The sequence below is a fragment of the Carboxylicivirga linearis genome, assembly GCF_018271995.1.
Taxonomy (GTDB): domain Bacteria; phylum Bacteroidota; class Bacteroidia; order Bacteroidales; family Marinilabiliaceae; genus Carboxylicivirga; species Carboxylicivirga linearis.
Genome location: NZ_JAGUCO010000015.1, coordinates 103,279 through 130,040, shown reverse-complemented (window position 1 = coordinate 130,040; position 26,762 = coordinate 103,279). Strand labels below are relative to the sequence as shown.

Annotated in this window: 15 protein-coding genes and 2 pseudogenes; 9 read left to right on the top strand and 8 right to left on the bottom strand. The window is 36.5% G+C overall.

What is annotated here, in order from left to right:
* From KEM10_RS16250 to KEM10_RS16225, 8 genes and pseudogenes are all read left to right on the top strand, one after another.
* A partial coding sequence (locus KEM10_RS16250; protein ID WP_212217085.1) for a T9SS type A sorting domain-containing protein occupies positions 1-442 on the top strand: 442 nt, incomplete at its 5' end.
* Between the two features lie 383 nt (positions 443-825).
* Positions 826-4,404, top strand: a complete 3,579-nt coding sequence (locus KEM10_RS16245; protein WP_212217084.1) for a cadherin-like beta sandwich domain-containing protein — start codon at positions 826-828, stop codon at positions 4,402-4,404.
* Between the two features lie 220 nt (positions 4,405-4,624).
* Positions 4,625-6,094: pseudogene (locus KEM10_RS24795) on the top strand (LamG-like jellyroll fold domain-containing protein); the annotation flags it as partial.
* A gap of 165 nt (positions 6,095-6,259) precedes the next feature.
* A pseudogene (locus KEM10_RS25000) lies at positions 6,260-6,475 on the top strand (thrombospondin type 3 repeat-containing protein); the annotation flags it as partial.
* A 27-nt stretch (positions 6,476-6,502) separates the two neighbouring features.
* Positions 6,503-9,598, top strand: a complete 3,096-nt coding sequence (locus KEM10_RS24785) for a BNR-4 repeat-containing protein (RefSeq protein ID WP_317196680.1) — start codon at positions 6,503-6,505, stop codon at positions 9,596-9,598.
* A gap of 1,028 nt (positions 9,599-10,626) precedes the next feature.
* Positions 10,627-11,166, top strand: a complete 540-nt coding sequence (locus KEM10_RS16235) for an RNA polymerase sigma factor (RefSeq protein WP_262897934.1) — start codon at positions 10,627-10,629, stop codon at positions 11,164-11,166.
* On the top strand, positions 11,153-12,001 hold the full coding sequence (locus tag KEM10_RS16230) for a FecR family protein (RefSeq protein ID WP_212217081.1): 849 nt from the start codon (positions 11,153-11,155) through the stop codon (positions 11,999-12,001). The genes KEM10_RS16235 and KEM10_RS16230 overlap by 14 nt, the downstream gene beginning before the upstream one ends.
* Before the next feature lie 69 nt (positions 12,002-12,070).
* Positions 12,071-12,499 (top strand): hypothetical protein, encoded by a 429-nt coding sequence (locus KEM10_RS16225; protein ID WP_212217080.1) that lies wholly within the window; start codon positions 12,071-12,073, stop codon positions 12,497-12,499.
* 133 nt (positions 12,500-12,632) lie between these two features.
* On the opposite strand, the gene KEM10_RS24780 is transcribed toward KEM10_RS16225, so the two are convergent.
* The 8 genes from KEM10_RS24780 to KEM10_RS16185 all read right to left on the bottom strand — a co-directional run bounded on the left by KEM10_RS24780 (position 12,633) and on the right by KEM10_RS16185 (position 25,657).
* Positions 12,633-13,289 carry a discoidin domain-containing protein gene (locus tag KEM10_RS24780; RefSeq protein WP_317196679.1) on the bottom strand — a complete coding sequence of 219 codons (657 nt, stop codon included), beginning with the start codon at positions 13,287-13,289 and terminating at the stop codon, positions 12,633-12,635.
* A gap of 128 nt (positions 13,290-13,417) precedes the next feature.
* Positions 13,418-14,716 carry a glycoside hydrolase family 88/105 protein gene (locus tag KEM10_RS16215; protein ID WP_212217078.1) on the bottom strand — a complete coding sequence of 433 codons (1,299 nt, stop codon included), beginning with the start codon at positions 14,714-14,716 and terminating at the stop codon, positions 13,418-13,420.
* A gap of 11 nt (positions 14,717-14,727) precedes the next feature.
* Entirely contained in the window at positions 14,728-15,894 is a 1,167-nt protein-coding gene (locus KEM10_RS16210; protein ID WP_212217077.1) for a glycoside hydrolase family 43 protein, read from the bottom strand.
* A 187-nt stretch (positions 15,895-16,081) separates the two neighbouring features.
* Positions 16,082-20,233 carry a hybrid sensor histidine kinase/response regulator transcription factor gene (locus tag KEM10_RS16205; RefSeq protein WP_212217076.1) on the bottom strand — a complete coding sequence of 1,384 codons (4,152 nt, stop codon included), beginning with the start codon at positions 20,231-20,233 and terminating at the stop codon, positions 16,082-16,084.
* A 197-nt stretch (positions 20,234-20,430) separates the two neighbouring features.
* Positions 20,431-21,711: an L-fucose:H+ symporter permease gene (gene fucP / locus KEM10_RS16200; RefSeq protein ID WP_212217075.1), complete on the bottom strand. Its 1,281-nt coding sequence runs from the start codon at positions 21,709-21,711 to the stop codon at positions 20,431-20,433.
* Positions 21,712-21,771: 60 nt separating this feature from the next.
* Complete coding sequence (gene fucU, locus KEM10_RS16195) at positions 21,772-22,206, bottom strand: L-fucose mutarotase (protein ID WP_212217074.1); 435 nt, start codon at positions 22,204-22,206, stop codon at positions 21,772-21,774.
* 4 nt (positions 22,207-22,210) lie between these two features.
* A complete protein-coding gene (gene fucK / locus KEM10_RS16190; protein WP_212217073.1) occupies positions 22,211-23,689 on the bottom strand; it encodes an L-fuculokinase in 1,479 nt (492 codons plus the stop codon).
* A gap of 183 nt (positions 23,690-23,872) precedes the next feature.
* On the bottom strand, positions 23,873-25,657 hold the full coding sequence (locus KEM10_RS16185; protein ID WP_212217072.1) for an L-fucose isomerase: 1,785 nt from the start codon (positions 25,655-25,657) through the stop codon (positions 23,873-23,875).
* Positions 25,658-25,766: 109 nt separating this feature from the next.
* On the opposite strand from KEM10_RS16185, the gene KEM10_RS16180 reads away from it, so the two are divergent.
* Positions 25,767-26,672: a helix-turn-helix domain-containing protein gene (locus tag KEM10_RS16180; RefSeq protein ID WP_212217071.1), complete on the top strand. Its 906-nt coding sequence runs from the start codon at positions 25,767-25,769 to the stop codon at positions 26,670-26,672.
* Positions 26,673-26,762: the final 90 nt, after the last annotated feature.

The following is a 26,762-nucleotide window of genomic DNA, read 5'->3' as shown; positions in this document are numbered from 1 at the left end:
TTACGACGTAACTGTTGCAGCGAACACAACAAGTGTAATCATTACTGCTACTGCCAGCGATGCCTTAGCTTCTGTTGCCATTACAAACGGTGGAAACATTGATGTGACTTCTGGTAGTGCTGCGGCTACTATTACGGTTACAGCTCAAGATGGTACTGCGATAAGCTACACTGTTAATATTACTGTTGAAACAGCTACTTCAGTTAGTAAATCTAAAGAGGCAAATATTAAAGTTTACCCTACGGTAACTACATCTGTGGTAACTATTGAATTCATAGAAAAACCTGGCATAATTAAAGTTTATAGCTTATCAGGTCAGCTGATAAAAACTGTAAGATCCACTTCTTCAATAGAAACAATTGATTTAACTTCAGACGGAATTTATTTGATTGAAGTTCAAAGCAACGGCTTGACAAGAATTGTAAAAGTTATCAAAAAATAACTTGTTAAATTAACTAATCATCAAAGGGTATCCAGACGTGGATACCCTTTCTTTTTTATAGAAATTCAAACCTCAATCAGCTTCATCCATAATCACAAGCCACCAATCCAAACAGTTAAAATCTGATCACTTCTACAATCAACTTTAACAATTAATCACAAGTAAGGATTCAACTTCAAAATATAGGAACGTCGATTTTTTATTATTTATTAACGATTATGTGCTACGATGTTTAAATACGTGCTACTTTAATTGTCATTTCATTAGATAGGTAGATATAGAATGAAATTAACTTTGTTTAACATCCATAAGGATATTTTTTCATTAAACGTAATGACAAATTAAATCTAAACAATAATTATTTCTAATCTAAATCATTTTTTATGAAAAGAAGAACTCTACTTTTCTCATTTCTGTTTGCAATTACGCAGTTTTTTGCGCTTAATGCTCAAACAGATGTTACGGATACTTATTTAACTAATGCTGGTTTTGACACTAACTGTAATTATGCATTTGATGCAACTGCAGAAAACTTAGGAACCACTAATGATGGATCAACAGTTCTTGCGGTGTCTGACTGGACATCTAATTATGCCGGATGGTCAGCCGGAGGAACTTTTGAGTATGGCTATACTGGTCAACTAAACGATGCAAACTTAAACACTGGATTTATTCCGGCTACAGGATCAGATGGTACTACAACTGGAAGTGGTAATGGCTGTCTTGGGGTTTGTGCAGCATGGACTGGAAGCACCTTTTATTCACAAGCTGTAACATTACCTGTTGGTTCCTATACTATAAAATATAAAGTATACAACAACGGCCCTTCAACAGATGGGAAAAGTATTGTTGGTTTTGCAATTGATGATAATGAAAAACACTTATCTACTTTATCCAGCATTGGCATTGCTGCTGACCTAATTGCAGCATCTGAAGACCCTTGGGTTTCAGATGAAGTTACTTTTACATTAACATCAGAAACTTCAGGCCGAATACAAGTTGGTATTGAATCTGTTGATGCTGGCTCTGGAGGAAATGGTCGTTTTTTCTTTGATGATATTGAATTAATATATGAAGAATTAACTACTCCTATAATAGAAGCTAGCCATACAGCTCTAACATTTGCCTATCACAATATGGAGCAAACCTTCTCTATTGAGGCAATTAACTTAACTAACGACATTACTCTTACTGCACCAACAGGTGTAACATTAGATAAAGCAACAATAACTGCCGCTGAAGCCAATGCAGCTCCTGTAACCGTAACGGCTACAGCAACAGTTGCAGCAGGAATTAACGGAGATATCACTATCTCATGTGCAGATGTTGACGATCAAACCATTTCATGCTTAAGTGGTGTTTCTGATGTATATTATCACATCAAACAGACTTCATCAGATCTTAATATTGGTAATAATGCCGGATCACCTGCTGTTATGACAGTTGATGCAGCTGATGCAGGTCAGGTTTTCAAATTTGAGCTTATTGAAGGTGAAGCTTATGGCATCTTAAGTGGTGAAGGTAATTATCTGGCAAAATCTACGGCTAATGCATGGAGTACGACCTACCTTACTGCATTGGATGGCGACAACACATCATGGATGATTGAAGGAGATGTTGCTTCTGATATCAGACTTAAAGTTTTAGCAAGCGCATACGTAGCTTCAGACGCTATAACCTCTGGTAGTTCATTATATTGTAATAAAGCTGCAGACAATGCAAATGGAGCATTCCAGCTTTCAGAAGCTCAGGCCGTTATCATTAATTATGTAGATGGCGATGGTGTTGAACTGAAAAAACCTCGTGCTCAGGTAGCTGGTCTAACAACAGGCGAAACATATACGGCAACTACCGATGATAAAGCTGATTTTACTATAGGAGAAATTACTTATACTTATGATGACTCATCTGTTGATAATGTAACTATTGCTGATGGTAATGCTGAAATCAATTTAACTTTTGCCGTAAAAGTTATTTCGGCCGACGCTACTTTATCTGCCATCACTCTTGACGCAGGAACTCTTGCTCCGGCATTTGATCCTGAGATAACCAACTATTTTGTTACCATTCCTGATGGAACAACTTCTATAACTGTTACTCCAACTAAAAACGATGAAAATGCAAGTATCTCAGGTGGCGGAACAATTGACGTTACTTCAGGTGAAGTAGTTGAAACGATAACTGTAACAGCTGAAAATGGGGTTACAACACAAGATTATACCATTACTTTCTCCGACTGTTTTGAACCATATTTTACAGACCGAGAAAATCTTGTTGTAGATCCACTATGCCTTGACAGAGCTTCATTTGGAGGATGGAATAATGGTGTTGGTATTGTTGCAACAACCACTGTCGAAGGTAATGTGTATTGCGGAACAACATCAATTGAAATTAGTGGAGCAGCTTCTACTTGTGATGCTGCCTTTGATATAAGTCCTTTTAACTACAAAGCTAATACTACTTATCGTTTAAGAGCTATGCTAAAAACCGTTGATGGTTCAATAGGTTTCTTGGCTAATGGATCTGATCCTAATTATAACGATGCATTTGATACAAATGGTGAATGGGAACAAATTGATCTTGCAATCTCAACAGGAGCAAATCCAGTTTCAAACTTTATTACATTTAATAAATGTGATAATGGTTCTACTTGTACTGCTGCTTACATAGATAATTACGAAATTTACGAAGTAAATAACGACGGCCTTTATACACTAACAGCTAACACCGGAACTTTATCTCCAGAATTATCAAGCGATGTAACGGAGTACGAATTAATTGTTGAGCCTGGCACTGCATCAGTTACTTTCTCAGGAACTTTCCATGAAACAGCTTCTGTTGAAGGGTTAGACGAAGAAGTTACATTAACAGATGGAGAAGCTACAGCAACCATTACGGTTCATGCTGAAAGCGGAAATGATATTGTTTATACTATCTCTATCACATCCATATCAAGTGATGCCACTTTATCAAATATTGAAATTACTGAAGGAACAGTATTAGACCCGGCATTTGATTCAGCAACTACTGATTATGTAGCAATAGTTCCTGAAGGCGTAACTTCCGTTACTATCACTCCAACAAAAGGATATGATGCCGCCACAATGGTAATGACCATCAATGAAGTCACTTCTGAGGATGGAGTCGTTGATGTAACATCCGGAATGGCAACAGCTATAATAACTGTGACTGCTGAAAATGGAGAAGATGAAATGGCTTACATCATTGATTTCTATGTGGAAGACAATAGCTGCTATACACCTTATTATAATGATGGCAGAACCAACTATGTGCCAGATCCAAATATGGACGACATATCTGCTTATACCAGTAGCTGGGGTAATGTTGGCGTTGCATATGGAGATGAAGCCTACTGTGGTATTCGTGCAGGTAAAGTTTCTGGTCAGGAAATTTGTTGGCCAAATGGTGGTTCAATAACTACTCCTGATATTGCGTGGAAAGCTAGTACAGCTTACAGAGTACGTGCAATGGTTAAAACGGTTGATGGTTCATTCACTGTAGGAATGTCAAATGTATTTGGAGACGGTAAACATCTGCACATCACACTTGACACTAGTAATGAATGGGAACAAATTGACAGCGTATTTACAACCAGCGAAACTGCTATTACAGGACTAAGCTATTTTAACAATTGCGAAGGTGCAACTGGTTTAACTGGTTACATAGACAATTGGGAAATTTTTGAAGAAACCAGCACTGGTATTTCAAAAACAGATAAGTCATCTGTTAAAGTATTCCCAACCGTAACATCTTCAGTTTTCAATGTTGAGTTTAGCGAAAACCCAGGTATGATTAAAGTTTACAGCTTATCTGGTCAATTAATAAAAACAGTTAAAGCAACTTCTTCAACCGAAACAATTCAATTAACAACTAACGGAATCTATTTAGTTGAAGTTGAAAGCAACGGTGTAACAACCATATTAAAAGTTATTAAAAAATAAACTGTAAACCTCTAATTTTAAAGGGCTATCTAAATTAGATAGCCCTTTTTTATTGCTTCTAACCCTTGAAACAAGATTCTCTTATAATAATATTGGCGAATATGTATTAGTCTTTTTAAATTTTATTAATTCCATTCTACAAACGTTCACATAGTTTTACGCTCCTATATTACCTGTTATTAAATCAATTCGAATTACATTATTTACATTATTCATATTTATGAGAACGTTTACAAAAACCATTAAATTACTCCTTATCTTAATAGGAGTCTATTCTTCCAATTCAATTACGGCACAATCCGATATCACACTTAATCATTCCTATACTTTTGAGGATGGAACAGCCAAGGATATTGTAAGTGGAGCAGATGGCACATTGCATGGAGGAACAATAGCAAATGGAATATACACAGCCTCAACTGAAGGTGAATATATTTCTCTTCCGGCTTCGGAAATTGGCATCAATAATTACTCTGCTATAACAATAGAAACAGTAGTAACTGCTGGTGATGGAACTAACCCGGGTAATACCATGACCTATTACTTCGGAAACACCAATGCTTCAGGCTACGGAACTTTCAACTACTTCACAGCCATTGCCCGGGCTGATAATAAAAGTCGCGCAGCTATTTCATGCTCCGACTCGTCTCCATGGGATTACGAAACTGGTGCTGATGGGGTTGAGTTAGACGATGGTCAAACGCATTATATCGTTAGCACCTTAACAAATGACGCTATTACTTTATATATAGATGGCCAGCTATCACAAACCACACCTTTATCTGCCACTAACAACATTGAGTCGTTAAGTAACAATTTTGCTTATTTGTGTAAAAGTGGTTACAGCAACGACCCTACCTGGTTAGGTTCAATTCATGAATTCAATATTTATAGCGGAGAATTTTCTGCTGACTCGGTAGCTTACAATTACAGCAGTGCTAACTTAACCGACATTACGCTTAGTGCAGGTGCTCTTTCTCCTGCATTCGATCCGGATGTTACTGATTATACAGTTACATTGCCAGAAGGAACTTCATTTGTTACACTTGAAGCTCAAAAAGAAATTAACGCAGCAAAGGTAAACGGTGAGGGTATCATTAACACATCGCTTGGTAGTGCTACTGCCACTCTTGAAGTAACAGCTATTGACGGATCAACCATTAAAACTTACACCGTTAACTTTGTAGTTGAGGGTAATTATGCCATGTATTTACCTGGTGGTACAGACGGTACTGTTAGTAACATAGAAATACCTGCCTTAAACTTAAACTCATTACCTATTACCATCGAAATGTGGTATAACCCAGCTGCTGGCGAAGATGGTCTAAAAAGAACCACACTGATGTACAGTAGAGAATCAGGTGGATCTCCTGACATAGGACTTCAGTATGAACGTTGGGGTGGAAATGAAGCCAAAATAAAGGCTATTTGGCAAGGCAATTCAACTTTACCTGATGTTGAGCCAACTCCTGAGAAATGGAACCATGTTGCCATGGTCGTAACCGAAACTTCAAAAACCTTTTACTTGAATGGGGTACCAACTGAAGAAACAGGTAGCTTCACTCCTTTTCCTTTTAGTCAAGTTATGCTAATTGGGTATGATGATATCAGTTTTACTTCAACCGATAAATCCAGAACCTTAAAAGGGATGGTGGATGAGATTCGTGTTTGGACAGTTGAAAGATCAGCTGAAGAAATTGCCAATAGTAAATACATTAAACTGAATGGCGATGAAACAGGCCTGGCAGGTTATTGGAATTTCGACGATCAGGCTGAAACAGCAACCGACTTAACATCCGATGCTAATCATGGAGTTATTAACGGAGGTAGCTACGTTTCTTCTTTTGTTATGCAGGATACCGATCAGGATGGTATAGCTGATTTTGATGATAACTGCCCAATGGTAGCAAATCCCGACCAGGCTGATATGGATGGAGACGGTATTGGTGATGTTTGCGACGACGATCGTGATGGCGACGGAATACCCAACGATATTGATAATTGCCCAGACGTTCCTAACCCTGATCAGGAAGATTTAGATGAAGATGGTATTGGGGATGTATGTGATCCTGAATTACCTTCTGATTTAAATTTTGCAATGAAATTACCTGGTGGATCTGACGGCAGCCAAAGTAATATTAATATCTCAGGATTAAACCTTAGCTCCCTTCCTTTTACTATTGAGATGTGGATTAAACCGGAAGGTGACCAAGCATATAATGCAGGTTTATTATACAATCGTCCAGGAAACATTGGAATTGAATATGCTTCCAGCTGGCAAGGGCTAAACTTAATTCGATATATGCACTCTGGTGGCGGAGGTGAACAATACGGCAGTAACTCATTAACCGGAACCGTTACTCCTGATGTTTGGCATCATTTAGCCGTGGTTATGACTGGTAGTTCTCGTACCGTATACCTTGATGGTAGACCAAGCGAAGAATTGGCCAATTTTACGGCCGTTGATTATTCAAACGGAGACCTTTACATCGGTTGGGACAGTGACGCAGCAGAAAGGGCATTCAAAGGCATTATTGAAGATATCAAAATATGGAGTAGTGCCCGTACTGCTCAGGAAATAGAGGATAACAAATTTACCATTTACAATGGCGATGAAGATGGTTTAATTGCCTATTACAACTTCGATGACCGAGACCTTACACAGGCAACTGACCTAAGCAGTAATGCCAATCATGGTACAATTAGTGGAGGTATGTATGTACTGTCCAATATCCACACCTCAATGGAATACGTACAATCAACTACATCACAGCCATCGGGCTATGTTAACACTGGCGAAAGCGTGGTAATGTGTATTGAAGTGGAAACCGTGCATATGCAAGATGCTATTTCAATCACTCAATTTGATTTATCAGCTACCGGAACAACCAATTTGTCAGACATTAAAAATGTGATGATATATGCTGCCGGAACAGATTCATTGTTCTCAACCAACAATCTAATTGCTGAAACAGGAACTGCATTGTCATCAGAAGACTTTACGATAGATTGTGATTACACTTTAGAGGGTGGTAAAAACTATTTCTTTGTGATGTATGATGTGAGCAGAGAAGCTGCTAACGGCAACTATTTAGACATTGTTTGTAATCAGGTTACTGTTAATGGAGTTATTGAAACACCTAATATCACCTCACCGGAAGGTCAGCTTGAATTAAATTCTGATATTTTCATCCACAACATCAAATTTCCTTATGATATTGTTAGTAATAACGCATTTACTACAGCTACAGGATCTAACTTTGTAAGTTTCCAACAAAACGCTTTAGCTACATACAACGGATATCAATACATCACTTATTGGAGCAGCGATAGTTATGTATGTTTAGCTCGTAAAAAATTACCAAAAGGCGAATGGGAAGAAATAAAATTTGATTATAAATCAAACTATGATGTTTCTGATAACCACTACAACATTTCTTTTGGTTTGTCTCCAAAAGATGGTACAATACACCTTGCATATGATCACCACAACGACGATCTAAACTACAGCCGATCAACAGTTGATTTACTTAACGATCCGGATAATGCTGAATGGAGTAAAACTTCATTTACTTCAAATAGAAATTACCTGATTAGCGGTCAAAGCATCTTGTTCTCGAGCAATGTAAATGACCAATGGTACGGAGGGGTTACTTATCCTCGTTTTATTACTAAGCCTAATGGTGATATGCTTTTCGAATTCCGATCGGCATACAGTGGTAATGGTGACTCTTATTTATTTGAATACAGCGAAGGTGAATGGACCTTTATAGGTGAGTACCTTCACGGAAGAGACGAAAAATTCCCGGGAGGATCTGCTCCTGCAGGTTACATCGATAACTGTGGATACATTAATGGTTTACATTATACTCCGGGTGGTACTCGCTTACACGTATCGCTGGTATGGCGTGATGAATTTGACGCTAATAGCAACCATGATATTGGCTATGCTTATAGTGATGATGATGGACGTACATGGTACAATGATGCCGGTACACTCATTGCAACTACCGGAACCGATCAAAGGCTAAATATTACCTCTGAAGGATTTATTATTAAATCTCTAAGCACCAACCTTGGATTAATTAACCAGGAAGGACAGGCTGTAGATAGTAATGGTGATATTCACATTTTAAACTCATGGATACTTGATGGTGATAGTCAAAGTTCTTGGGGAAGCCGAAGAGCAAATGCCTACCTGCGTCACATCTATAAAGATGATAATGGTGTATGGCAGGCCGATGTTATTGGAATGTCTAACACTGATCGTAGTGACATTGCGGTTGACAAATTCAACAATCTTTATGTAATAGCTCCAGGTTATCGTGTATTCTTTGCTTCAGCAGCTGAAAAATGGAAAACATGGACTGAATTCGACTTCTCTGAAGCCTCTACAGCTACAGCTGAAGGCTTAATCGATAGAGAACTTCTATTGCAAGAAAACGTACTTTCATTTTGTTTTGCTCATAGCGATATGGATGGAAAAATTATTGTTCCTTATTACTTACTGGAGAATACAGATGGTAATGGCAACGGTGTAAACGTTTCCGTATTTGATGATATTCAGTTTGAAACACTAAATAATCAGCAATTGAATAACATCAATATCACTAATAATGACATTGCCACAGGAAGCGAAGAAGTAGGAATCATCTTCGAAGGTGATTTGGAGACTAAATACACAGAACCTTATACGCTTTATTTAACCACTACAGGTAGTGTTAATGTTTATATCAATGATGAATTGGCGATAGAAACAGGTTCGTTAACAACTGAAACTGAATTTCAGACTACACTTGATTTGGTTCCTTATCATACATACCGTTTACGAATTGAAGCAACCTATTCAACCGGGAATGTATCTACAAAGCTGGAATGGCAAAGCGATAGTCAGGCAAGAGAAATTGTACCTATCGCATCTTTATATGGTGAATTAAAGGATTATTCTACCAATATTAACGATGCAATTAAAACCATTAAGGTAGAAACCATTCCTAATCCGTTCCATTCATCTTTCACGGTTAAAGCAGATGGTATTAACCAATATCAACTGTTCAATGCTGCAGGATCATTAATGGAGAGTGGAGAATTTGAAAATGTGGGAACATTAGGTAGTAGCCTGACTTCAGGTATCTATTTCCTAAAAATAATGAACGATAAAACCGAAACAACGGTTAAAGTTGTGAAGAAGTAACTTCACCATTTTATTATTATAAAAACACCCGGTGACCGCAGTGGTCATCGGGTATTTTTTTACTTTTCTACAGCCCATTATGGGATTAATTTACATTCATGTGGATCAGTCACAGATTCACCAAAAGAAATTTTATTCTATAATTCAAGTTTGAGTTTTAAAAATGGATACAGAATGCTGTAATAAACTTTCAACAAATATTGTTATCTCGTCACTCCGACCTCAGCAACGCAGCTTGGGACCCACTAGCAAAAGTGGAGGACAGAAAAATTTTAGATACATTCTGTAAATTTTTAAATTTTTCCCGAAGCGTTGCTCTAGTGGGTAAGTGAGTGCTGTTGTCGGCGGCTTTTTTGTCAACTTTTTGAGCTGGAGGCAATTGTAGTGAAACGAAAATCGTGAATACCTTTTAATTATAAATATATATGAACAAAAAGTTGAAGCCATATCGGCTTGAACGAAGAATTCTATTATTCCTTTTTTAGAAAAACCTGCCTGTCGTCAGCCAAGGGAATCAAAAGTCTTTCGGATTGAGGCGATTGCTGCGCAACGATGACGAACTTATTGGCTTCAGGTACAACTTTTCGTTCCTCGAAGCCACCATTCCGCCATGTTCGCAACTATCGCTGACAATCCGAAGTTCGAAACTTTGTTTCGAGTGGGGTGATTCTGGTTCTTAAAATTATTCGAATATAAATAGGGTTAACATTAACTTTCAGATTCTCCACAACCTTTTAAAGTGATCCCCATTACGGTTCTATGCGTTTATATAAGATTATTGTACCAAAAATTAAGTGTCTGTAAAATTATAGACACATCTCAAATGCAAAAACAACGCATTATTGGGTTATAAAACCATTTTCTAAAGCCTTGTAGTTACATATTAGAAAAATTCATAAATAAACTCAAATATCAGGCTAACAAAACTGACATATTATAGATCAATAAAAAATGATTTTATTGCAACGAAAACTTACGAATTTGCATTTATAAAAGTAAGAAGTCTATAATATAAGATTTGGTATAAATTGGAACAAGACATAATAAATAAGTTAAGAAAAAAGGACCACAAGGTTCAAGAGTACTTTTATAAGACATATGCAAAATCAATGTTCTATACAATATATCGTTATTTAAATAATGAAGAAGATGCAGCTGAAGTTCTAAATGATGGTTTTTATAAAGTATTTAGTCAGTTGGATAAATTCAAGAAGGGGGGTATAACTGAATTATTATCATGGACAAAAAGAATAATGATCAATGAAAGCTTGCAACTACTAAGAAGAAGAAAAGAGCTTAAATTGGTTGAGCTAAATGGAAATGAAATTAAGAATACAACTATCGATTGTAACATAGATTTGGAAACAAAGGAATTATTCAACCTAATCACAAAGCTACCATCAAAATATCGTATCGTATTTAATTTATATGTGGTAGAAGGCTATAACCACAAAGATATATCAGAAATGATGAATATCTCTGAAAGCACTTCAAGATCCTACGTACTAAGGGCAAGATTAAAACTTCAAGAAATCATTAAATACACTTACAATCATGAACTTAAATAAAAACGATATTGAGATTAGGAAGAAATTAGCTAATATGGATAATTTTCCTGAGGACATTACTTGGGATGTTAATAATGGATGGGAAGATTACCAAAAGAAATATTCAAATAGAAGACATACTTTTAGACTTAACAGCTTATCGATTGCTGCAGCAGTTATTATTGCAATTGTATCTATCGGAATTGCAATTTCAATTATATCTAAGCAAAACAATATTTACATCAATACAACGGACCATAAAAAAGATATTCTCTTAAGTGATGGGAGCATAATATGGTTGAATATTAACTCTGAAATTAAAATTGCTGGGAAAAAGATTAAACTAAATGGTGAAGCTTATTTTGAATTAAAAGGTGATAATCAATACAAAATACAAACACCTCAAGGCGACTTATTCGCTGAACATTCATACTTCAATATAAAAGCAAGAAAAATATCAAAAAAAGCTATTTTAACTGTTTCAATGGGGACTGTTGATATCTTATGGAAATCTGATATTAGTTTAAAAACAACTGTTCCTAATGGATTTGAAGCTTGCATCTTACCTGAAATAGCTATTATACAAAGACCGCTAGAAGACCGAAATTACCTTGCTTGGAAAACTGAAGAATTACATTTTGAAAACACTCCTTTCTACTATGTGGTCGATAAATTAGAGGATTTAAATAAAATCAAAATCAATCTATCAACAAACGAACTAAGATATTGCAGGGTAAATGAAAACTTTCATACACTTTCACCAAATGAAATATTAACCGAATTATCAAAGTCTTTAAATTTCAAATTAAATATTAACGATCATCAGGTATACATCGAAGGTGATGGATGCTCCTAAATAAAATTATAGAAAAAATAGTATCGATACATTTTATAAAGTCAATTTTAACTTTAAAAAATTAACACAATGAAAAAAATAATAATTTTAATAGTCTTTATAACAGGCTCTATATTGTCACATGCTCAAAATCCAATGGACGAGCGACTTTACGACGAAGTTAAATTAAAAATTGGTGATGATGCAACAGAAATAAGCGCTTGCAGTGGATCAAAAACCGAGAATCAATCTCATACAGGTTCTTGTTCGGTGACTTTGAATAAAGATGTCTTATATCGTTTTACCTGTGGAAACTCTAAAAAATCCTCAGGGATTCTTAAAGAAAAACTAACATTTAAAGAGAATAATCAATTAATAAAAGTTGTAAAAGTTAAGGTTGGTGAAATTCTTAGTTTTGAGTTTCTGTGCACCAAAACGGGAAATTATTCTTTACAATCTTATTACGATGATTTAGGTTACTGTTATAATGTTACAATTATTTCTAAGGTAAATCAATAAGCATTTTATATTTCCAGAAAGAATCGATCTTGGGATAAAAAAAAGAAAACTGCAATTAACCTACAATGGGGCAGTTAATATTTAAGCAAATATTTAAAAGGGTAGAATAAACACTACCCTTTTTAATGGTATTTTACATAGTTACCACAAAAGGCAAAACTTTGGTTGATTGCTTATTCTTTATCTGCAGATGATACATTCCCTTAATCAGGTCCAAATCAGCAAGTGTAATTACTCCATTATTTGCAGGAAAATCACTTTTTTTATAAACCTCTTTTCCTCCCATATCAACAATCAATAAATTACATGCAAGCATTTCAGAAAAGGGTGTATTAATGGTTAAAACACCTGAACGATATGGATTTGGATACAAATTCCATCCTTCACTATAGTTTTCACTAACAATAGTGGTTGCTATTTCAGTATTTATCTTAACCTCTGTAATACTATTCCACTCATTAGAACTATTCCCCATTCCTATTATTCTTACAAATCGGGCGCTTTGATCAACAAAATCATAGTTTTCCAAATCCAAAGTTGTACCACTTGATGAACCACTATAAACAGAGTTAAAATTCTCACCATCCATTGATAACTCAATAGAAAAATGTCCTTGTCGTTCATTCCCCTTGAAAAAAGCCATATCAACAGATGTTACTGTCTTTTCTTTTCCCATATCAAACAACAACCACTCACCTTCACCAAATGTCGACCATCGGGTATTTAAATTGCCATCCATGGCTCTTTCCGGGTAATTATCTGAACCTGGTTCGTAACTACTGGCTGTAATTGTATAAGTTCCGGAATAAGAAAAGCCGATGTATTCACCGGCTTCTACTTTACTTCCTGAAATCCCTTTGATATTTTCTATTGATAAATAATGATCACCAAGGGATAGACTATTTACAGTTAATGTAACTACTTTTTTTTTTGAGCATCAAGGTTAGCAGCTAATACTGCCACCTTATCAACTGAATAATTAGATGCTATTTCTGCAGAAGATTCATCTAAATCTTCGTTAAAATACACCATTAGCGTGTTTTCATCAACTACTTTTACTGAGTCCATATATACCATTGGCGTTTCAGGTAGTTCGCCTTCAGCCAAATGTACCATTTGTGAAGCAGCTAATAAGAAAGCTCCAACTCCAAAGTTAGCTGTTGAATTCTCATCCACTATCTGGCCTGGGATCGCTTTTTCTCCAATTGGTTGAACATAGCCTACACGACCATCAGCTTGTAATGCTGTGTTATGAAGATAAGACCACGATTTTTTAACCGTTGGCAAATAAGTATCAGCGTCCAATAAACCATTATTGATACCCCATGCAAAACCAAATGTAAAGAAGGCTGTTCCGCTGGTTTCTGGTCCAGGAGCATGTTCTGGATCCAACATACTACGCGTCCAGTAACCTTCTTCTTGCTGACAATCTTTTAAGCTAACTGCCATTTTTTGGTAGATAGAGTTAAATTCTTGGCGATGCTCATAATCTGCTGGCATATCTTCAATAATCTTTGCTAAACCGGCAAACACCCATCCATCACCACGCGCCCAAAAATCTTTTAATCCATTTACAGATGTATGATCCGGATATACATATTTAGCATCTCTAAAGAATAAACCTGTTTCTTCATCATACATGATGCTTTGTGCATACTTAAAATACTCGTATAATTTAGTCAGGTATAAATCATTACCGGTAACATTGTATAATTTAGTCATTACCGGCATAACCATGTATAATCCATCGGCCCACCACCAATAATCAATATTTTCGGTACTCATTTCATACTCCATTACCTCACGGGCACGGGCAATCATATTTTCATCTTTGTCTTCAGAAAAATTGTACAAATCAATGTAAGTCTGAAAACAAATTTGCCAGTCACCAAACAATACATAATCGTTTGACTCTCCGTAAGAGTATTTCCAGTTTTCTTTATTATCCGACTTAGCACCTTTCCACTCATTATGCTCAGCCCAGTCAATCGAATATTGTTTATAACGGTTGATTCCGGTTAGCTCATATGCTGCCATGTTACCAGTATGGTATGCAGCATGATCCCAAAATGATCTTACATTGGTTGAATTATTCTTTTGCCAATAGTCGTTGGCTTTCTTCATGTCGCCAATAATTTCACTCTTTGTAGGTAAATCCTGCGATACCAGGCTACATGATGATAAAACTATGGAAACAAAAAACATTAATCTTTTCATATAACTTTTTTCTAAATTTCGCTATTAAACACAGATAGATCCCATTGCTTATGCCATTCTATTGCCGGTTGATCATCTTCAAAAGTAATTGGCAACCACACATAACGTCCATCAATTGGATTTCGTGGTCTCCATCTATCGCCCATAAAGATAAAAGCATTTTCTTTACCAGCCACAGGAAGAACAAATGTACTTTGCGAATGGAAAGTTAGATTGGCATCTTTTCCTTTACACGGATTTCCTTTATACTCCCAAGGTCCCCAGATTGAATCAGCGACCAAAATACGGGCTTCATTAGGATCCCATCCTGTGCACCCCGATGCAATCATATAATATTTACCTTTATATTTAAATAGGGCAGGCGCCTCGTTATGTCCCCCGGGAGCAACACGAGTCCATTTACCGGTAAAATCTTTATAATCGGGGGTTAATTCTGCAATATGCAAGGTAAGATTTTCTTCAGCTGAATGAATATGATAGGCTGTTCCATCATCATCAACAAACAAAGTCATATCACGCGACATTTGACCACTATCAAGATCACGAGCGACAAACAATCCTTTGTTAACCTCTTTTCTCCATTCCTGAGTCCACCAATCATGTTTGGTTTCTCCTGAACAGTTTTTCATTTCGGTAGTTGCTTCTATAGGCCAAACATTGGCATTAACACGTGAACTTTTAACAAAAGTATAGGGGCCGGTTACCTTATCACTAACAGCAAGTCCTGTGCGTGCTGCAGCATAACCTTGCCCTTTCAGCTCTAAATGAAACCACATAACAAACTGTTTGGTTGTTTCATTATAAATAACCTTTGGGCGCTCCATCACACATCCATGTGTTATTTCTGATTCCGGATCATCAACCGAAGCCAAAGCAATTCCTTCGTTTTTCCAGTTATATAGGTCATCTGAAGAATAACAACGTAAACCTAACAGGCTGGTATTTCCTCCTCTTCCTGATGTTTTATGTTCTCCAAACCAATAATAGGTTCCTTCGTGATACAGAACGCCTCCACCATGAGCGTTAATATGAACACTATCAGCATCGTACCACAACTCCCCAGGCACGAAACTTTCATTCATTGCTGTTTTTTCTGATTTGGCATTACCAGAACAAGCTCCTAAAACAATAGAGAAGCTCATAAAAAAACCGGCAATTACCTTAAACTTTAAACTCATCTCAATAATTTTATATCAACCAATTAATTGGTTCAAACAATATTTTCTGAAATATAAAAGTATTGAAATAGCATTCTAATTAATGTAAGAAAACTACAGATAAAATAGCACAGAATCGAGAATAATTGCACACATCTGGCAATCCTTTGTTCAATTCTGCACTCTCTTAATCAGGACTATTTTTCGATTAAGCCTGATCAATTTTTCCATCCTTGGCTATATACTCCTTAGGCGTACATTTATAAAACTCTTTAAAGCATCTGGTAAAATACGACGGACTTGAAAAGCCAACCATGTAAATAATTTCTGATATAGATCTCTTCTTCTGTAATAATAGTGAAGCAGCCGTTTTTAATCGCTGATTTCGTATAAATTCTTTTACCGTTTGACCAGTTAAAGCTTTTATTTTACGATACGCCTGATTGGCACTTAAACCAATTACTTCGCTAAACTTCACTACATCAAAGGTTGGATCATCCAAATATTTGTTTACAGCATCCACCGCATCTTTTAGTAATTTCTCATCCAGAGATGTAAGTTCTATTTTTTCTGGTTCTAGAATTTTTTCCTTACGCATCTGGTCATGTATTTTCTTACGACCATTCAACACGTTATGAACCTTCAACTGAAGTGCATTTATGTTAAAAGGCTTATAGATGTAATCAATAGCACCCAATTCAAGGCCTTTAATCTCGTCATCCATCATGGTTTTGGCCGTTAGGAATATAACAGGAATATGCGACGTGGATACATCTTTCCTAATTTTTCGGCACATCTCAAATCCATCCATACCCGGCATCATAACGTCAGTAACAATAATATCAGGATTTAATGCTTTGGCTTGTTCAAAGCCTTCGTTTCCGTTAAACACTCCCACCACATTAAATTCGTGCGACAAACCGGATACAATAAAATCATTCAGATCTGAATCATCTTCTACTATTAATACGTCAAATACTTTTCCACTCTCATGTGGCATTACCACTTGCGAAGATTCCTCTTCAACATTAGCATTGTTATCTTCTATATTTTCCGAGACTAATTCAGATGTAGGAGCATTTTCATCTACTTCATTATTTCTTGTTGGAATAACCACCCTAAAACAGCTACCCTGCCCGTAATCGCTATCAACTTGTATGGTACCGCCATGTTGCTCAACAAATGTTTTAGAAAGATACAAACCAATTCCTCCGGTACTATGCGTGCGTTTTTCATGCGTTTGAAAGAATCGTTCAAAAATCCTCTTTTTATTGTCTAAACCAATACCAATCCCATCATCCTCTACTTCTATGGCTAAAACTTCTTTTTCGTCAGATTCTTCAATTGCAGCACGTATGGTAATCATTCCATTATCATCAGAATACTTAAATGCATTAGAAACAAGATTAAACATTATTTTTTCAAGCTTATCGCCATCAACATATGCCATTATCTTTTCCTGAGCCATTTCAAGGTTAAAATCAATATCGCGAGAATCAGCTACTCCTTTAAATGATTCGAATAATTCTTTCATTAATTGAGTAACACTATACGACTGAAGCTGCAGTGCCATTTTACCCCTGTCAACCTTTCTGAAATCCATCAACTGGTTGATTAATCTTAAGAGTCTATTCGTATTTTTCAATATCAGATCAGCCTGTTTCACCATGTACGGCGATTCTTTTCCAAGTTTCTTTAATTCTTCTGCAGGCCCTTGAATAAGAGTTAGCGGAGTTCTGAACTCATGTGTTATATCGGTAAAAAATTGAGTTTTCAGCTCATTAAGATGCTGTTCTTTTTCGTTCTGCATCAATTCAAGCTTTATTCTACTCTTTTCTCTTACCTGTATTAATGAGTATTCTTTAAAGAAATACAAAGTAGAAATAATACCAACTGCATAAGCAATAAGAGCCCAAATAGTCTTCCACCAAGGTGGACTTACTGTAAATTGTATGGATGCAGAGTTTTCGCTCCATCTGCCATCGCTATTGGCAGCCTTTACATGAAACACATAGTCTCCGGGAGGAATATTTGTATATGTCGCTGAATTTCTGACTCCAACTTCATTCCATATATTATCGTATCCTTCAAGGAAATAGGCATACTCATTTCTATTTGGATCTTTATAATCCATCGCTGAAAACATGAATGTAATAACCTGATCTTTAAACGAAAAATTCAGTTTATCAACAAAAGGAATAGAATTGGTTATGGTATCACCTATTATCTTATCTCTCTTCTCATTTTCAACTACACTTTTATTTAAAACTATACAATCAGTAATACAAACTTTAGGTGCTAATGTATTTTTAAATAAACTATCGGGATAGAAATAGATAAATCCTTTGTCCTCCCCTAGAAATATCTTACCATCAGTTGTTTTTAAAGCGGCATTCGTTTCTACCGAAAGAGTCAGATACTCTTTGGTTACATAACTTTTTATTACTCGTTCTTTCTGAGGATTAAATTTCACAATCCCTCGGTAAGGCTTAATCCATAAAGTACCGCTTTCATCTTCAAGTATATTGGTAATAATTCCATTTCCCACATCTTCAACGTGCGGATAACTTTCAAAAACTATCTTTTCTGTACCATCAGGCAACCTTTCAACATACTTTCTGTTTATGCCAGAGTTAGTTCCTATCCATAAATTACCACTTGTATCTTCATAAATAACATTGATTACATTGTCATTAATACTTTTATCATCTTTAAAAGAATGATAAAACTTCTTGATCTCCATTGTTTCAGGATTCAGACAATTTAATCCGTTTTGAGTACCTACCCATACTAAACCATCGTGATCTTCATAAATAGTGCGGGTGTTATTATCCGATAGATGATTGTCATCACTTCCACCTGTAATTATTCTGGTTTTTACATCCCCTTTTGTGTATGTTAATTTGGCAATGCCTCTTTGTTGGGTTCCCACCCAAACAACATTATCATATTTATCTGAGCTTTTAATAACATTAATTTTATTACCAGGTAAAGCTGCTGATGTATTGGTATTAAAATACTCAAACTTCGGATTTCTCTTCTCTATTGCACTATATCCAGGGTAAAAAAGCAAACCGGCATCATCTGTTCCCACCCATAAGCCATGCTTATTGCATTCTAACGAAATAATAGAACTGGCTGCATAAGAATATCTATTATGAGTATATGCAAAATCATGCAAATCTTTTACCTCAGTATAAGAATCTTCATCCTGTTGGTATAATTTTAGTTCGAAGGAAGTGCCAACCCATATAAAACTATCCTGTTGGGTAAAAGAGCGAACATTTCTAAAGCTAAACTTACCATCAGCTTCTCCATGGATCTTATAACGTTTAATTCCATTGTTAACAATAGATGTTCTGTCAAGTTTTGCTGCACCAACCCATAATATGCCAGTACGATCAACAAAAAGAGAAGAAATATTATTGCCTGACAGACTATTTATATCGTTGGCGTTACTCTTATAACTGTATACAATGGCTTCAGACGGATCTTTAGATTGTTCCCTGCCTTCTAACAGCATTACTCCCTTATCCCAGGTTCCACACCAAACGTTCTCAAACTCATCAATAAATATTCGATATATAACATTTGAAGTCAGGCTACCATTTTCTGCTGAAGTATTAAAATGCGAAATATGCAAACTATCCACTTCCGGAAATACCTCAATACGGTTCAATCCTCCTCCCCAGGTACCAACCCATAGTTTTCCATCAGCACTTTCTTTTATCTGAGTTACTGTATTATTACTAATAGAATTAGGGTCATTCTCATTATGATAGTAAAAGCGATTATTTTGATTAACCTTATCAAACTGAATTAAACCATTGTAAGTAGCCAACCAAAATATCCCTCGAGAGTCATAACATATATCGGTTACTGTGTAACCGTTAAAATAATTTTTTTTCTCCCCTGTCTTAGGATTAAGTATATGCAATCCTCCATTGCTGGTTCCAACCCATATCAAACCCTCACCATCTTCAAGTAATGATATTATCCTGTTTTGAAAAGGAAATGAGCGCATTTGATTGGTTCGAAGATTAAGACAATTCAATCCGGATGTAGTACCAATCCAAATATTATCGTTGCTACCTTCAAGCAAAGAAACCACCTCTCGATTACTTAATGTTGTTGAATCACGAAAATCAGGAATATATTCTTTAACCTCGTATCCGTCATACCTATTCAGCCCATTCCAGGTACCTATCCATATATATCCATTCTTATCTTGAATGATTGCATTTGCTCTGCTTGATGAAAAGCCATCTTGTAAAGACAGCTTATCGAATTCCAGAATTCGCTGAGCCTTAAGGCTAATACTTAATAGTGAAAGAATTAATGCTAAGTGATAACGATACATACCTAATGAAGTTTGCCTTTAATCTAAAATTTTCAAGTTGCCATATGGGAGGTTCAAGCTCCGAAGATATAGATTCGTAACTTGTAATAAAAACAAATTCCAAAAAATTGAACGTTTCAATAACAAATTCGAAACTAAAATTCATTCGATTGCACAAAACTAATAGATGAAAACTCAAAAATCTGGCAGAACTTCATTTATACCCTATGAACTTTCATCACTCTATAACCATAAATGGCTATCACCATAAAACTAATCAGAGGCAAAATAAACGAAGCATTTACAGATGGCAACCATCCTACAGTTCCACAATCAATAATTAATCCTTGTAAAGGTGGCATTAAAGCACCGCCAACAATAGCCATTACCAAACCGGCAGCTCCCAATGTCGTATCTTCTTTTACGTCTTCCAGGGCAATTCCGTAAATAGTTGGAAACATTAACGACATAAAAGCAGAAGTTACGACTAAACACGCTAATCCGATCATTCCTCCAATAAATATTACTCCCGATATTGATATCATTCCGCCAACAGCAAATAAAAACAACAATCGCTGACTACTGATATACTTCATTAACATTGTACTTAAAAAACGACTGGCAATAAAGATACCCATTGCAATCATATTGTATCGTTGAGCGGTAGCCTTATCAATTCCCAGATTTTCGGCATAATGAATGATAAATGTCCAGCACATAATTTGCACTCCCACATAAAACACCTGTGCAATCACACCTTCTCGATACACCTTATTCTTTATCAAACGTTTAAACGATTGCATCGGGTGAATTTCATTCTGATGTCCGATCTTCGGCATTTTGGTTATGAGAATAACCATAAACATTAGAATTACCACCAAACCAAGCACCACATATGGATTACGAATTACCATTAAGTCATGGGTGCGTTGGATGGCTTTGGTAGCTGCATCTAAAGTAGAGAATTCAACTCCATTTTGCTCCGATTGTAATGACGATAAAATAACTTCGGATGCTACCGTCATTCCTAGTATTGAACCCAGTGGATTAAAAGACTGAGCCAAATTTAATCGTCGGGTGGCGGTTCTTTCATCTCCCAACGAAAGAATATAAGGATTAGCGGTAGTTTCTAAAAATGCCAGGCCAAAGGTTAAAATATATAACGACAACAAGAAAAAGGTGAATGCCTCGTACTGAGCAGCCGGCCAGAATAACAATGCGCCTGTTGCATATAATGCCAAACCAAGTAATATTGCCTGTTTATAACTATATTTTTGAACAAACAAAGCAGCCGGAATTGCCATGGTCGCATATCCGCCATAAAAAGCAAATTGTATTAGTGCAGCTTTTGAATTAGATATCTCCATGATGGTTCGGAATGCTGCTACCAACGGATTAGTTATATCATTAGCAAAGCCCCAAAGAGCAAATAGTGTGGTTATAATTATAAATGTAAGCAGGTATTTTCGTTCAACAACCTTAGCTTTGGATGTATTCATAAAGGGATTTTTTTATTGGATTTAAGGATACTATAGATTTTATGGGGTAGAAACTAGAATTTAGATTAAAGGTGTTACTCCTTTTTTCAGGATTATATTTCCATATTTGGCAGTTTCGCCTGTCATTACCACAGCAAAAGCCGATTTAGCTTGTTCGTAAAAAGCAAAACGATCGATTCGTATAATGGGTGCTGCATTTGGATTCGTTTTATGAATAGATTTTAAATAAGCTTCTTCCACTTTTGGATCCAATTCATCTCCTTGCACAGCTGCCATCATAATAAGTGGCGAAGGCACATAAGCATCCAACTCAAACAATGGCAGAATGGCTTCTAATAAATCTGAAATTCGAATGCCATCAGCTCTTAGTACATTTGAGTTAAATGTCTCGCCTGGGAAATGAGCATCTGCCAAAACAATTTCATCGCCGTGCCCCATTCGGGCTAAAACAGATAATAAATCAGGACTTATAATTGGGGATATTCCTTTTAGCATTGGATTAATCTTTAATTTTCAACTTTAAATATTCCATAAATAAACGATCCCACAAAGAAGAATCGTCTTTTTTCGGTAAAATTATTTCTGAATTATTTTTTATTGCATTCAAAGCTTCTTCTGCGGAAGAATACAAACCGGCTCCTTGAAAAACAAAAAGAGCAGCGCCTAAAACCGTGGTTTCTTTTTGATCGATTACATGAAGGGGGCGTTGAATGGCATCTGCTCTCAGTTGGTTCCAAAGGCCGTTTTTAGAGCCACCACCAACACAAATAATACTTTCGGCTTTAAAATCACCGGCTTTTTCTATTGCAAATAATCCTTCGCGCAATCGAAGTGCCATGCTCTCCAACAAAGCCCTGTAAATTTCCTCTCGTTTGGAACTTATAGTTAATCCCGAAATAATGCCTCCGCCTTTGCCTGTTCCGTCATCATAAAAGGCAGGAGAAATACAAAGTCCGTGCTCGCCTGTTTTGATATCGGAAGCTTCAGAAATCATGGTTTCATACAACTGATTCCCTTTTAATTCGGGATAGAAGTTGGAGGAGAACCATTCCAACACTCCCGATCCCAACCAATTCTGTCCGATGTTGAAAAAACCTTTGATGGCATCTGCCTCGGTAGTAAGGTTTTCATCCAGTTCTGATTGCGTTGCGGCAAAACTATCTGTGCGCACCATCAATACCTCCCAGGTACCTGAACTTAAAACGGGTTGGTTCAATTTGGCTCCTGAACCGAAAACGGCAAACTGAGTATCGTGTCCGGCAAAAAATACGGAAGTATTTTCGGGGATTCCGGTTGATAAACTCCCTTCAACATGAACAGCACCGGCTATGTCTCCCGGTTCCGCCATCTCGCCAAACAAATCTTTATTAATATTTAAAGAGGATAATATTTCATCCGAAAAACATCGATTCTTTAAATCCGTCATCATGGAAGTGCCCATCATAGTGGCATCATTCTGCATTGTTCCAGTTAATCGATGAATCAGCAATGATGGCATAAACAAGAATCGAAACGCTTTTTCTATTAGATCTGGTTGATTCTCTTTCAGCCAAATCATTTTATTGATGGTATTAAAAGCATATGGATAGACACCACTCAATTGGTACAAACGATTTAAGGAACAATATTTATCAATATTATCCATTATTGGCTTTGTTCGATCGCACTGCCACGAAATAACAGGATATAACAGCTCTCCCGTATTATCAACCAAAGCTCCGTCAACACCAAAAGTGGTAAACGTAACACCTGCAATCCTGCCCGAATCTATCTGATTCAAGACTTTTCGAGAACAACCACATAATTTATCCCACAACTTATCTACATCCCAAATTCTTCCACCGGGAAAATGAGGATCTCCATCGGTTTCGTTTGGCATTGATTCGGAAGCTACAATTGTACCTGAAATATTCATGGCAATCACTCGCACATTGGTAGCTCCGCAGTCAAATACAATGGCTATATCTTTTCTTTCCATACATTAATAGACTATTAGATCCTAGACATAAGACTTACTTATATCTTGCTTAATATCTGACTCATACAACTTGATTTGAAAATATCAATCAATTACATACAAATTAATAAAACTATCATAAAAGTGTATGTTACCCCGAGCCTTCAGATTAACATCAGACCCGGGGAATAACTGAGAGATAGATTATATTCCGTATAATGGTCCATAAGTATTACAAGCCCTATAGTCGGCTCCTTCCTTATCTTCGCCGAAAGAAGCCCATGCACTTGGCCTGAAAATATCATCATTGTCGACATTATGCATACAAACCGGTATTCGAAGCATTGAAGCTAGCGTTATCAAATCAGCTCCAATATGCCCGTAACTAATAGCTCCATGATTGGCACCCCAATTAGCCATCACCGAATACACATCTTTAAAAGCACCTGTTCCGTTTGTCCGAGGTACAAACCAAGTTGTAGGCCAGGTAGGATTAGTTCGCTCATCCAATATTTCATGAATATCATCCGGTAATTCAACGGTCCATCCTTCAGCAATTTGAAGTACCGGCCCCTGCCCTTTTACTAGATTAATCCGACTCATGGTAACTGGCATTTCTCCAGCAGTTTTAAAAAGAGACGAAAAACCTCCTCCTCTAAAGTATTCGCGGTCAGCTGGAGGCCAAACAGTATTCTTTAAACATGCTTGCATCTCATCTTCAGATATCTCCCAGAATGGTTTCATTACAGGATTACCTTCGATATCTCTTTGTTGGGCAGTTGCATCTAAAGTAGTTGAACCCGAATTAATCAAATGAATAATTCCGTCTTTGGTTTTTCCGGTTAGCTCTTTACCGGTAACGCGTTTTACAGCATCAGGACTCCAGTATGTGCGAACATCCGAGAATATTTGAGATGTATTGGTTAATAAATGTCCGAATAACATTACTACTCCATTCAAACTATCGTTTTCAGTAGCTAAAACAAATGCTTCGCGTATACCATTCCAATCGAACGAAGAGTTCAAAATAGCTTCTGTATAATCAGCATTGGGTTGATAATCGGTCCACTGACGTTGCCCCTGAAAACCACCGAGAATTGCGTTGCGCCCCAATCCTTCTTCACGGTAACCCATATCAATCAGTTTAGGATTACCTATCATCATATCACGACAAATTAATGTCATCTTCACCACTGTTTCCCACTCGTGCTCTTTACGCGTATGATCAACCTGCACCTCCGGTTTGTTTCTGTCGAGTCCTTCCTTACAATTTTCTTTCGTCCACTTTAGCGCTTTCTCAAACTCATCTTTATCATAGATTCCTTCATCAATCCGACGAAGAATTTCGGTACTATCAACAAACTCAGTTCTGATTCCGAGATAATCCTGAAAGAAGTCTGAGTTAACCATCGATCCTGCTATACCCATCGAACTGTAACCAATAGATAAATACGACTTACCGCTCATTTGTGCCACAGCCAAAGCAGCTTTTATAAAACGTAGTATCTTTTCTTGAACATCATCCGGAATGGTTGTGTCACCAGCATCCTGCACATCACGCCCATAGATACCGAAAGCCGGTAATCCTTTTTGAGTATAACCAGCCAAAGCTGCAGCCAGATATACAGCACCCGGACGCTCAGTTCCGTTAAATCCCCAAACAGCTTTAGGAATTAACGGATCTGTATCCATTACTTCTGTTCCGTAACACCAACACGGAGTTACGGTTAACGACACTCCTACTCCTTCTTTTTTAAATTTAGCCGCACACATAGCAGCCTCGGCAACACCACCAATACAAGTATCTGCAATAACACATTCTACTTTTTCTCCTCCTGGTAATCGTAAATTGGATTCTATGAAAGTTGCGGCAGCTTTTGCCAAATCCATAACCTGCTGCTCTAATGATTCTCTTACCCCTCGCTCTCTTCCATCAATAACGGGACGTATACCCACCATGGGCACTTCGCCTATTAATCTGTTTGCCATTTTTACTTGAAATTTAGTTGTAACTGATTCATTCAAAAATGATATTTAACTGGATAAAATAAAATATCCAATATTTGTATATTTGTATCTATTTGAAACAACATACAAAATGAAAGCCCCAAATCAGCTACCCTACAAAGGCGATCCTTCGGATATATTACAGCACTTTCCTAAATATAACCTGCAGATACTTTGCTGTCGTTACTGGTGGCTTGAAAGATGGGAATACAAGGAATTATCGTTTCCGTACTGGAGAATTTATTACAATAATAAAAAAGGCGCCTTCATTAAATCCGGAGATATCACCACGGAATTACTTCCAGATAAAATTTATCTGATTGCACCTAACACCTCCTATTCCACCCATTTGTTTGATCATAAAATTCCATTAAAAGGATACAATTTAAAAGGAGGAAGAATTAATTCTGAGTATTCATTTTTAAACCTGCATAAAGACTTTATTGAGCACCTATACATTCATTTTAATATAGGCACCCCTTATGACAATGTATCGGCCGGTATTTTCACTTTTGATCTAACCTATCATATAAAAGAGAAAATAAATATAATAACAAAGCATTTGAGTGTGGATAATACACAGTTTAGTTTTTACACACTGCTTACTATTCAATCTTTAATTATTGATTTACTGTCGGAGATTAAGGAGCAAAACTGGGAATTACTTACAAGTAATTATCATATATTGAAAGCACTAAATTACATCGAAAGCAATCTTAGTTCAGAACTATCAAACAGCATTCTGGCTGAAAAATGCAGGTTAGCAACTAATACGTTTACCCGATTATTTAAACAGGAGACAGGTATATCGCCGCAAACCTACGTAAGGCAAAAACGCATTAATAATGCATGTGTACAATTGCATCACTCCAATGACAGTATTGATGAAATTGCCACAAAAACGGGATTTGCCAACCGCTATCATTTCACAAGAATATTTAAACAAGTAACAGCTATGTCGCCAGCTAAATACAGAAATGAATTTAAGATTAGCTAAAACAAAGCCAATCTTAATTTTCAATATTTACCTATCTTAGCATTCCGTTTATCCCGACTCTATAGTTTTAATTTTTAGATCCTATCAATA

Bases quoted from the DNA above. Each gene is read 5' to 3' on its own strand.
- KEM10_RS16210 (WP_212217077.1), bottom strand. From the start codon at position 15,894: ATGAGTTTAAAGTTTAAGGTAATTGCCGGTTTTTTTATGAGCTTCTCT.
- KEM10_RS16205 (WP_212217076.1), bottom strand. From the start codon at position 20,233: ATGTATCGTTATCACTTAGCATTAATTCTTTCACTATTAAGTATTAGC.
- KEM10_RS24785 (WP_317196680.1), top strand. From the start codon at position 6,503: ATGAAATTACCTGGTGGATCTGACGGCAGCCAAAGTAATATTAATATC.
- fucK (WP_212217073.1), bottom strand. From the start codon at position 23,689: ATGGAAAGAAAAGATATAGCCATTGTATTTGACTGCGGAGCTACCAAT.
- KEM10_RS16225 (WP_212217080.1), top strand. From the start codon at position 12,071: ATGAAAAAAATAATAATTTTAATAGTCTTTATAACAGGCTCTATATTG.
- KEM10_RS16245 (WP_212217084.1), top strand. From the start codon at position 826: ATGAAAAGAAGAACTCTACTTTTCTCATTTCTGTTTGCAATTACGCAG.
- KEM10_RS16180 (WP_212217071.1), top strand. From the start codon at position 25,767: ATGAAAGCCCCAAATCAGCTACCCTACAAAGGCGATCCTTCGGATATA.
- fucP (WP_212217075.1), bottom strand. From the start codon at position 21,711: ATGAATACATCCAAAGCTAAGGTTGTTGAACGAAAATACCTGCTTACA.
- fucU (WP_212217074.1), bottom strand. From the start codon at position 22,206: ATGCTAAAAGGAATATCCCCAATTATAAGTCCTGATTTATTATCTGTT.
- KEM10_RS16185 (WP_212217072.1), bottom strand. From the start codon at position 25,657: ATGGCAAACAGATTAATAGGCGAAGTGCCCATGGTGGGTATACGTCCC.
- KEM10_RS16215 (WP_212217078.1), bottom strand. From the start codon at position 14,716: ATGAAAAGATTAATGTTTTTTGTTTCCATAGTTTTATCATCATGTAGC.
- KEM10_RS16230 (WP_212217081.1), top strand. From the start codon at position 11,153: ATGAACTTAAATAAAAACGATATTGAGATTAGGAAGAAATTAGCTAAT.